This window comes from Candidatus Thioglobus sp. (genome assembly GCF_028599055.1).
Classification (GTDB): Bacteria; Pseudomonadota; Gammaproteobacteria; order PS1; family Pseudothioglobaceae; genus Thioglobus_A.
This window is the reverse complement of record NZ_JAQRMS010000047.1, coordinates 1-9,551: the sequence shown is the minus strand read 5'-3', so window position 1 is coordinate 9,551 and position 9,551 is coordinate 1. Positions and strand designations below refer to the sequence as shown.

Genomic DNA, 9,551 nt, shown 5'->3' with positions numbered 1-9,551 from the left:
CCACGCGAACACCTAATCCACCTGCAACATGGTATTGGGTGATTTTTCCTGGAGACGGCATGAAATTGTTTGGATCTTCAGCATTGATTCGGCACTCAACCGCATGACCTTTGATCTCAACGTCATCCTGAGAAAAAGATAGTGGCTGCCCATCGGCAATTAGAATCTGTTCACGAACAATATCAATGCCAGTAATCATTTCAGTAACTGGGTGCTCAACTTGCACACGTGTGTTCATTTCAATAAAGTAGAACTCGTTGTTTTCGAATAAGAATTCAAAAGTACCTGCACCGCGATAGTTAATTGCCTTACAAGCATTGGCACATACCTGGCCAATTTTATTGCGAAGTTCGGGTGTAATACCTGGTGCTGGTGCTTCTTCAACTACTTTCTGGTGACGACGCTGCATTGAACAGTCACGCTCACCTAGGTGTACGGCATTACCGTGCTCATCGGCGAGTACTTGAATTTCAACATGACGTGGCGTAGTTAAAAACTTCTCCATATAAACTTCTGCATTGCCAAAGAAGCTCAGCCCTTCGGATTTGGCTAGTTCAATGGCGCCAAGTAAGTCAGATTCGTTTTCTACCACTTGCATGCCACGGCCACCGCCACCGCCAGAGGCTTTAATAATAATTGGTAGACCGATATTTCTGGCAATTTCCATGTTTCTGATTGGATCTTCGCCCAAACCGCCATCTGAACCAGGGACACAAGGTACGCCAGATTTCTGCATTGCCTCAATAGCGGCTACTTTATCACCCATCACTCGAATGTTTTGTGCATGAGGACCAATGAAAATAAAGCCGCTTTCTTCAACACGCTGTGAAAAGTCAGCGCTCTCAGATAAGAATCCATAGCCTGGGTGGATCGCATCCGCATGGGTGACTTCGGCTGCTGCAATTAGGGCTGGAATGTTTAGATAGCTATCCGTTGAAGGGTGTGGGCCAATACATACTGCTTCATCGGCAAGGCGTACGTGCTTAAGATCTTTATCAGCTGTTGAATAGACCGCAACGGTTTTAATGCCCAGTTCTTTACAAGCTCTTAAAATTCTAAGCGCAATCTCACCACGATTGGCAATTAGAACTTTTTGAATTTTATTTAAAGCAATCATTGGATAACAATAAGTGTTTGGCCAAATTCAACCGCATCACCATCTTTGCATAAAATCTCAGTCACTGTGCCTGATTGGTCTGCTTCAATTTGGTTCATGATTTTCATGGCTTCAACGATACAAATTGTGTCACCTTGGTTAACATGCTGGCCAATAGTAACAAAGGCATCAGAAGTTGGTGAGGCTGATGTGTAGAAAGTGCCGACCATTGGCGAGGTAATTGGGTGGCCGTCAACCGTTGCAGCTGTCGCAGTAGGTGCTTCAGCTGCTGTTGGTGCTGGGGCAGCAGCCACAGGTGCTGGGGCAGCTATTTGCATAGGTGCGGCCGCTATCGGTGCATCACCATAACGAGAGATGCGAACCGACTCTTCACCCTCAACAATTTCAATTTCTGCCATGCCAGACTGTTCTAGCAATTCCATGAGTTTTTTTACTTTACGAATATCCATTTTTTACCCCTTTGATTTAATGTGTTTAATAGCAGCACTCAGTGCAAATTCATAGCCTTGGGCGCCAAAGCCAGAAATTACGCCTTGTGCAATATCTGAAAAATAAGATTGCTTTCTAAAGTCTTCACGCTTGTAGACATTAGATAAGTGTATCTCGGTGAATTCAATTCCCACGGCTAACATTGCATCGCGTAATGCAACGGATGTGTGCGTAAATGCCGCAGGATTAATAATAATATATTGAGTTGAATCGTTACTTGCTGCATGAATTCTATCAATCAAACCGACTTCGGAATTGTCTTGATGATGTGCCAAGCTCAAGCCTGCATCTGCTGCTAGCTGTGTTAAGTTGTTAACAATGTCGTCAAGTGTTTGAGCGCCATAATGATCAGGCTCACGAGTGCCAAGCATGTTTAGGTTGGGGCCATTGAGTAACAAGATATCCATAGCAACGATTAATCAACTTCAAATAAAGCTGATTTTACCACCAACATCATGCATGTTAGTGGGCTTTGAGCGACTTTTAGCGACTAAGTTTCGTGCTTATTTGACACTATTGAGATGATCTAAATAACCTTGGGCGTTGATTTCACCCACAATTCGCTGTGAGCGATGTTCAACACCGTCTTTGAAAAACAATATTCCTGGCGGCCCAATAATATTAAATTTAGCCATGAGCGCCTTGTCAACCGCGTCATTGGCAGTTACATCAGCCTGCAAAGCAAGGGTGTTTTTCATGGCATTGACCACATCAGTATTTGAGAATACAAAGCGTTCTAATTCTTTACATGAGATGCACCAATCAGCATAGAAATCAAGCATCACCACCTGATTGTTCTTTTGTCCGCGAACTAAGGCCTTGTCAAGATCCTCAATACTTTTGATTTTTTCAAACTGCACATGAGCTTGCGCTGTTTGGGTACTAGAAGCGCCCCAGCCAGCCAGCGGTGCCAACATGTCGCCACCACCACGAGCTACCAAGCCCCAAAGTAAAACACCGTAGAACATAACCAATAAACCAATCGCCTTAAAGATACGTCCCCAAGCGCTCGGCGTATCGGATAGTTTATTCAGCACACCCATGGCAATTGGTGCAATACTTAGTAAAGCAGCCCAAAGCGCCAATGAAGCAATTGATGGAATAATGCGCTCAATTAACCAAATAGCCACAGCCAGCATTAAAATACCAAAGATATATTTAACATTATCCATCCAGCCACCAGCACGTGGTAATTTAGACACACCTGCACCAATAAGAATCAGTGGTGCGCCCATACCCAAACTCATAACAAATAAAGACAGTCCGCCCAATAATGCATCACCGGTTTGACCGATATAAATCAGTGCGCCCGCTAGCGGTGGCGCGACACAAGGGCCGACAATCAGCGCAGATAAAAAGCCCATAATGCCGACACCGACTAAATGTCCACCTTCTTGTTTGTTGCTCATGTTGGCAATTTTGGCTTGTAGGCCTGCCGGCAGTTGGATTTCATAATAGCCAAACATAGAAAACGCCAATGCGATAAACACCAAACTAAACACCACTAGCACCCAAGGCGTTTGGAATAGTACCTGTAGATTTTCACCAAAATAGCCAGCTAATACGCCGGCAATTGAATAAGTAACACTCATGGCCAAGACAAATACAATCGACATGATTAGCGCTTTGCGAGTGGTAATTTCACCTTTTTGTCCGACAATAATGCCTGACAAAATTGGAATCATTGGGAACACACAAGGGGTTAATGACAACAGCAAGCCAAAGCCAAAGAAGCTTAGTAGTACCCAAAAAATATTGTCTTGTTGTAGCAAGGCAGCGATTTGATCGGTTTCATTCAAATCGGCCGCAGGTGCTGTTTGTGTATTGGTTTCAGGTTTAGGCGTGCTGACTGGCGCGTCACTTTTTCCTTGAATGGGCAGTACCAAATCAACATTTTTCTCTTGTGGCGGATAACAAATGCCACCTGTCCAGCAGCCCTGATATTTTGCGGTAAAGGTAATATTTTGGCTGGTGATGTTGTATAACGGCACCTCAAGTTCTAGTCTATTTTTATGAATTTGAACCTTGCCAAATAAAGGGTCGTCTTTAATCTTGCCTTTAGGGAAGTCAACTTTGCCAATTTCTGCACCTTTAATATCAATGAAGAATTTGTCATGATATAGGTAATATTCAGGATGAATATCCCAAGCAACTAATAATGTGTTGGCGTCGAAAACATTGGCTGAAAAAGCAAACGCTTCATCGGCTGGTAGTGGCTCATCTGATATTGGGGTGATTTTATCAACCACAGATTGCACACCTTTTTTAGCTTGAGAAAACATATCAAAAGCATTGTCAACTAAGGATGGTTTTTTCAGTGCGCTAATGTCTAGAGCAACCGCCTTAGTGATAGGTGGGTAGCACACGCCTAAATCAGCACACCCTTGAAACGTTACGTTGAGTAGTAATGAGTCCGCTTCACCTTCCAGCACAGGAATCTTGACGTTAACTGATTTTCTATAAACGCCAATCTTGCCGAAGAATTCATCATTTTTGATTTTTGCTGGTGGAAACTTGGCCACACCCAGTTGTTTAGAAAAATCACTCGATATGTTGATTTTTTCTTTATAAAGGTAATAGCCTTTAGCAATATCCCAGTTAAGAACAATTTCGTTATTAACAACTTTAGCTTTAAAAGCAAACGCTTCATCTGCTGGCAGTAGCTCGCCCTGGGCTTGGGAAAATGTTGAAAAAACAAGTAAAAATAAAGACGATAAAATGCGTTTCATTTTCTCTCCTCAATATCGTAATATATGTGTATGTTATACGCTTGAACGTAGTAAGTAAAGGGCACCCCTAAATATTATTGGCTAATATTAATATCAATCCCTTGTTCAAGCAACTGCTTTTGTCTATACGCAAGATAGGCATTGTAGGTTGCAAACTCTTGATAAAAATCACCGCTTACATAACGTAATACCTCTTGGAAGTGAAACTTATACAGGAATCCATCAATACGAGTAATTTCATTGCCTGCATTAAACAAAACAATACCTGGTCGGTAATTCAATTTAAGTTGCTGTACCCAATTTTTTGGCGTGGTCTTATTACCTTTGTTATCAATAATAGCTTGTGTTGAGCCTGCATCAAGACGCACCACTTTAAATGCATCAAATTCCTTTTTTATATTTTTGTCCTGAAGTGTTGTGTTGTAAAAATACGCACAAGCATCACAGTTTTTATCTTCAAAAATTACAGCTAACGGAGCTTTTATTTTTGAAAAATCGGTAATTTTTGCAAACATTGCGTGGCTTTGTAATTGGTAAGTACCTGTTTTTTTAAGGCTTTCCACATACTGTGCTAATGTTGAGTTTTCATACGCCTTACTACTGACGAAACCCAGTGTTTGGGTAAATTTAGCGGGTGAGCGATAGCCATTGGTGCGTGCAACTTGTTGATTTTTTTGATTCAAAAAAACAACAGTCGGTGTATATTGCACCCCCACTTTTGCTGCTAACTCTTTCTCGGTTAAAGACTCCTCTTCATTGATTGCCACCTCTTTATCACCCCGAATATTAATGGCAATCACATCAAAATGTTTTTGGATAAGTGCCTTTAAAGGTTGTTGATTAAAATCTTTGACCATATGATCACAATAAGAGCATTCGTCTAAATGAAAAAACAACATCACATGCCTATTATTATCCTTCGCCTCATCCACATCATCAGCAAGCTCCAAAAAACTACTTTTAAACCAAGGCGGCATAGTATGTGCCACGCCACCCGTTACTACGCCTGTCTTTGCCTGCACCATCCCAACAAGTAACATCATTAAAACAATCGTTTTTAAAAATTTCATCATGCTCCTTTCATTTGTTTTATAATCAAAATTATAAATACTTATAACAACATTCCAACTATCAAAATCAATAGTTTTAAGAAAAAATGACTCAAACCACTAGTAATCTTTATAGCCATGTCGCACAGTTGAATCAATGCGTTAACATTGATCAGATCAAGCAAGTCTGTCAGCAGTATTTACGCACAACAGGGGTGGAGTTTTTCAAATACAATTGGCAGCCACCTGCAATGACACGGTTAGACAACATTGCCTTTTGGACCTGTAGCGAACAATGGATGTCTTGTTATCAACAACAAAATTATGCGCAAAAAGATCCAAAAACACGTTACGCCGATAATCACCATCTGCCGATATTTTGGGATGCAAATTTAATCAAGCAGCAACTTGCCAAGGAACAAACTGATGATATTGACTTTTGGCAAGATAGTCTAGATTTAGGCGTAGCACATGGTGTTACTATTCCCATTCGTGGTGTTGCTGGCTCTAAAGGCTCGTTGTGTGTGGCGTTAGATATACAGATAGATGGTGAGTTACTGTTACCTCACTATGAAGTTTGGGCGATGTATGTACACAGCCATGTAGAGCGTGTTTGCGGACTGGAACAACTATCAGAGCCTTTATCTAAACGAGAGCTAGAAGTTTTGAAATGGACAGCTGTTGGTGAAAGCTGCGCACAAACTGCACAACGTTTATTTATTTCAAACAATACTGTTTTGTTTCATTTGCGCAATCTACGCAAGAAACTAGGCGTGGTCAACAAACACCAAATGATTGCTAGGGCATTATCTCTGAACTTGGTTGAATTATAAGTAGGCAACTAAAAAACCCCAAGCTTTAACTTGGGGTTTTTGTGTTTGTTTGCAGGCGTTTTACTCCTACTGAATGTTTTTAAAATTTAACACAGTAAAAGCCGAAGCAAATTAGCCAATTTTTTCTTTAATAGCATTAATAACTGCATCAGATGAAGTCGCATCAACGCTAAGTAACAAACCTTCTTCTTTATAGAAGCCAACTAGAGGGGCTGTTTGGTCGTTGTATACATTTAAACGATTGTTGATTGCTTCTTCAGTTTCGTCTTCACGTTGAACTGCTGGACCGCCACACTTATCACACACACCCTCAACTTTAGTTGGGTTTGATTTGGTGTTGTAAATTGCGCCACAGCTTTCACACGTACGACGTGTGGTTAGACGATCAAGAATTACGTCACGCGGCACATCAATTTCAACAGCAGCGTCTAGTTTTTCACCCATTTTTTCAAGTAGTGCTTTTAACGCTTCAGCTTGTGGAATAGTGCGTGGGAAGCCGTCTAATAAGTAGCCGTTTTTACAATCATCTTCTTTCAAGCGTTCTTCCATGATGCCCATGATTAAATCGTCAGATACTAAATCACCAGCAGCCATTGCTGCTTGCGCTTGTTTACCTAGCTCTGTGCCCGCTGCAACTGCGCCACGTAAAATATCGCCTGTAGAGATTTGAACCGAACCGTCAAGCTTGGTTAATAATTTTGCAACAGTACCTTTGCCGGCACCTGGAGCACCTAAAAGAATTAATTTCATAATGTTTCCTTGGAAGTGGTTAATAAAAAATTTAGCCCCATGTTTCTAATGTGTTGAGGTCAAAATTGAGCGAAAATTATATCATAAACTTGAGAAATTAAAAATAGTGATTAATTTTGAGCGCCAAAACGCTCATTTACAATATTTCCTAAATTTTTGGTATTTTTGGCTAAAAAGGTGCTGAGTAAGTCTTTAAAAGCCTTCTTAAGGGTGTTTTATTGATAAAAAATAATGATTTTGACGGTCGTTTCAATTATTTCCGAAATTTTTTAGTTAAGCTCTTTTTTCGCAAATATTCTATTTGCTCTTTGAGGGCTTGATACTTTTTCTAGCGATTAGAAAAAGTATCCAAAAAGACATCGCCCCAAAAATAAACCTTAACTTTTCTAATCTTGCTCATTGGTTTTTCTAAACTCACTACGCTGCCCTGAACGAAGTGAGGAAATACCCTTGGGGTGCAAACACCGAAAAACCAGTAATTCGCCTCAATAAGAAAATTTGGGTTTATTTTTAAAGGGGAGTGGTCAAAAAATGTTATTTTTTGACAAGGGTTTCAAGACACTCAAATGGATCGGCGTTCAGCGCTTCGCAATATTCAATCCAGTCAATCACATCCAGTCGCCTTTCGCCGAGTTCAATTTTTCCAACAATTGAGTGGTGAACGTTAAGCAACAAGCCTAACTCTTTCATAGTTAAGCCAGAATTAATTCTTTGATTTTTTAGCCAATTACAAAGAATGTTGCCATTTGGACTATAAATTGCCTTTTTCATCTTGTCTCGATTATCTAGAAGGTATATAATTTCTCTAAATTCGAGAAATAAAACAGGAGAAGTAAAAATGATAAAAACAACATTGGCTACATTAGCCACAGTTAGTGCAATTTTTCTATCTGGGTGTGTGACACAGCCAGTAAAAACTAACAGCGTAGATAAAAATATAACTGTTGGAACGGTTCAGAAGGAAATAACAGTAGGAATGTCGGCAGCAGACGTGGTTGTTGTTTTGGGCAGTCCTAATATTGTTACATCTAATGATATAGATGGGGAAACTTGGGTTTATGACAAAATCTCCCAAGATGTTAGTTATGGCAATAGCAGTTCATATGGAACACTTTTATTAATTGGCACCTCTGAAAAGTCGGGCACATCGAGCACCTCCCAAAGAACTCTGACAATTGTCATTACTTTGGATAGTAGATCAAAAGTGACAAAAGTTAAATATCATACATCTCGTTTTTAATTAAAGGTCAATTATCAAAAACATGTTTATAAAAATTGGCAGTGTGGTTTTAATTGCTTTGTTTTTAACAGGCTGTGGCGGAATACCAGAAGATGCCCTAAGGTTAACAACTCAAAGTTTAGAACTAAGGCAAATGCAGCAGAAAGAATATTCTAGCATTACAGAAAGGCAGGCGCTGGTTTCAGCGGCCAATGTATTGCAAGATATTGGCTATATTATCAAAGAAAGTGAGCCGGAACTAGGGTTTATTTTGGCAGAAAAAGATAGGGATGCAACCGATGAAGCCCAACTTGCCGCAGACATATTTGTTGCTGTGTTGACAGGGCAGTCTTCAGCTATAGATAAGCAGCAAAAAATTAAGGTGTCTGTAATAACTAGAAAGCGCAGTGATAACAAAATGATGATTCGTGTAAGTTTTCAGCGTGTAGTTTGGAATACACATAATCAGATATCTAGACAAGAAACTATTAAAGATAAAGAAGTATATAAAGACTTTTTTAACAAGCTAGACAAGTCAATATTTTTAACTAAAGAAGGTGTTTAAGATGAGAAAAATTATAGCTATTATTTTTACTGTTAGTTCATTGGCATTTTTATCAGGCTGCGCCAATTCAAAGGCTCAAATTATTAATTCAGAGAGTGAATCGCAAATTAAGGTAAGGGCGTATCAAACAAAATCATATGAAATTGATAAAAAATCTGCGGTTAGGGCTGTTATTTCAGTAATGCAAGATCTAGGGTTTGTGATTGATAGAGCTGATAATTTGACAGGCACGGTTTCCGGAACAAAGCTTGATGGTTATAAAATCTCTATGAGTATAACTATTAGACAAAAAGGAAAAGAAGTTTCTGTAAGGGCTAATGCCCAAGCTGGCATTGAGTCTATAACAGAGCCTAAAACATATCAAGATTTCTTTACATCTTTAGATAAGGGTATTTTCTTAGAAAAGAATAATATTTAAAGTAAAGAAATTTTCATAGTAAAGCTCAACTTTATGTCGAGCTTTTTATTGCCCTTCATAAAAGATCAATGATAATTAAGTGAAGAATGGGGGCAGGCTACTTTTAATGATATGGAGACGAGAGTTGGGCAATGAAAACAGCAAAAAAATATGGCTTGTTGTCAACATTAAATGCTAGAGGTAGACCAAAAAAAATGAGAAAAGGTTATGATAAAAGTAGCCTGTCCCTATTATTTTGCAGGCGGTGCAGCAGTACCTGGTGCATTAGGAACTGCTGCCAGTGCCATTACAGGAATGGTGGGGTTAGCCACTTCTACCATTAGCGCCATTGCCACAGGGGCAAAAATCGGCTTTTTAGCAGGAGCAGTGTCGACAGGCTCCC

The 9,551-nt window shown here is 39.8% G+C and carries 11 protein-coding genes; 4 read left to right on the top strand and 7 right to left on the bottom strand.

What is annotated here, in order from left to right; all coding sequences use genetic code 11:
- The 5 genes from accC to PSN35_RS04440 form a co-directional block, all read right to left on the bottom strand.
- On the bottom strand, positions 1-1,117 hold a 1,117-nt coding region (gene accC / locus PSN35_RS04460; protein ID WP_300030036.1), incomplete at its 3' end, for an acetyl-CoA carboxylase biotin carboxylase subunit.
- Complete coding sequence (gene accB, locus PSN35_RS04455) at positions 1,114-1,566, bottom strand: acetyl-CoA carboxylase biotin carboxyl carrier protein (RefSeq protein ID WP_300030033.1); 453 nt, start codon at positions 1,564-1,566, stop codon at positions 1,114-1,116. The genes accB and accC, both read right to left, overlap by 4 nt.
- Positions 1,567-1,569: 3 nt before the next feature.
- Complete coding sequence (aroQ, locus tag PSN35_RS04450; protein ID WP_300030031.1) at positions 1,570-2,013, bottom strand: type II 3-dehydroquinate dehydratase; 444 nt, start codon at positions 2,011-2,013, stop codon at positions 1,570-1,572.
- A 96-nt stretch (positions 2,014-2,109) separates the two neighbouring features.
- Positions 2,110-4,335 carry a protein-disulfide reductase DsbD gene (gene dsbD, locus PSN35_RS04445; protein WP_300030029.1) on the bottom strand — a complete coding sequence of 742 codons (2,226 nt, stop codon included), beginning with the start codon at positions 4,333-4,335 and terminating at the stop codon, positions 2,110-2,112.
- A gap of 74 nt (positions 4,336-4,409) precedes the next feature.
- Positions 4,410-5,408, bottom strand: coding sequence for a thioredoxin fold domain-containing protein (locus PSN35_RS04440; protein WP_300030026.1), 999 nt, complete (start codon positions 5,406-5,408; stop codon positions 4,410-4,412).
- A gap of 83 nt (positions 5,409-5,491) precedes the next feature.
- Between PSN35_RS04440 and PSN35_RS04435 the strand changes: the two genes are divergently transcribed.
- Positions 5,492-6,217 (top strand): LuxR family transcriptional regulator, encoded by a 726-nt coding sequence (locus PSN35_RS04435; RefSeq protein ID WP_300030023.1) that lies wholly within the window; start codon positions 5,492-5,494, stop codon positions 6,215-6,217.
- Positions 6,218-6,328: 111 nt separating this feature from the next.
- On the opposite strand, the gene PSN35_RS04430 is transcribed toward PSN35_RS04435, so the two are convergent.
- Together PSN35_RS04430 and PSN35_RS04425 are read right to left on the bottom strand one after the other, a co-directional pair.
- On the bottom strand, positions 6,329-6,967 hold the full coding sequence (locus PSN35_RS04430) for an adenylate kinase (protein ID WP_300030020.1): 639 nt from the start codon (positions 6,965-6,967) through the stop codon (positions 6,329-6,331).
- A 534-nt stretch (positions 6,968-7,501) separates the two neighbouring features.
- Positions 7,502-7,738, bottom strand: coding sequence for a helix-turn-helix transcriptional regulator (locus tag PSN35_RS04425; protein WP_300030018.1), 237 nt, complete (start codon positions 7,736-7,738; stop codon positions 7,502-7,504).
- Between the two features lie 67 nt (positions 7,739-7,805).
- Here PSN35_RS04425 and PSN35_RS04420 point away from each other — a divergent pair, with 67 nt between their 5' ends.
- From PSN35_RS04420 to PSN35_RS04410, 3 genes are read left to right on the top strand one after another with little or no spacing between them, the layout of a single operon-like run.
- Complete coding sequence (locus PSN35_RS04420; protein ID WP_300030015.1) at positions 7,806-8,207, top strand: hypothetical protein; 402 nt, start codon at positions 7,806-7,808, stop codon at positions 8,205-8,207.
- A gap of 22 nt (positions 8,208-8,229) precedes the next feature.
- Positions 8,230-8,751, top strand: a complete 522-nt coding sequence (locus PSN35_RS04415) for a hypothetical protein (protein WP_300030012.1) — start codon at positions 8,230-8,232, stop codon at positions 8,749-8,751.
- 1 nt (position 8,752) lies between these two features.
- Positions 8,753-9,169, top strand: a complete 417-nt coding sequence (locus PSN35_RS04410; RefSeq protein ID WP_300030009.1) for a hypothetical protein — start codon at positions 8,753-8,755, stop codon at positions 9,167-9,169.
- Positions 9,170-9,551 lie beyond the last annotated feature (382 nt).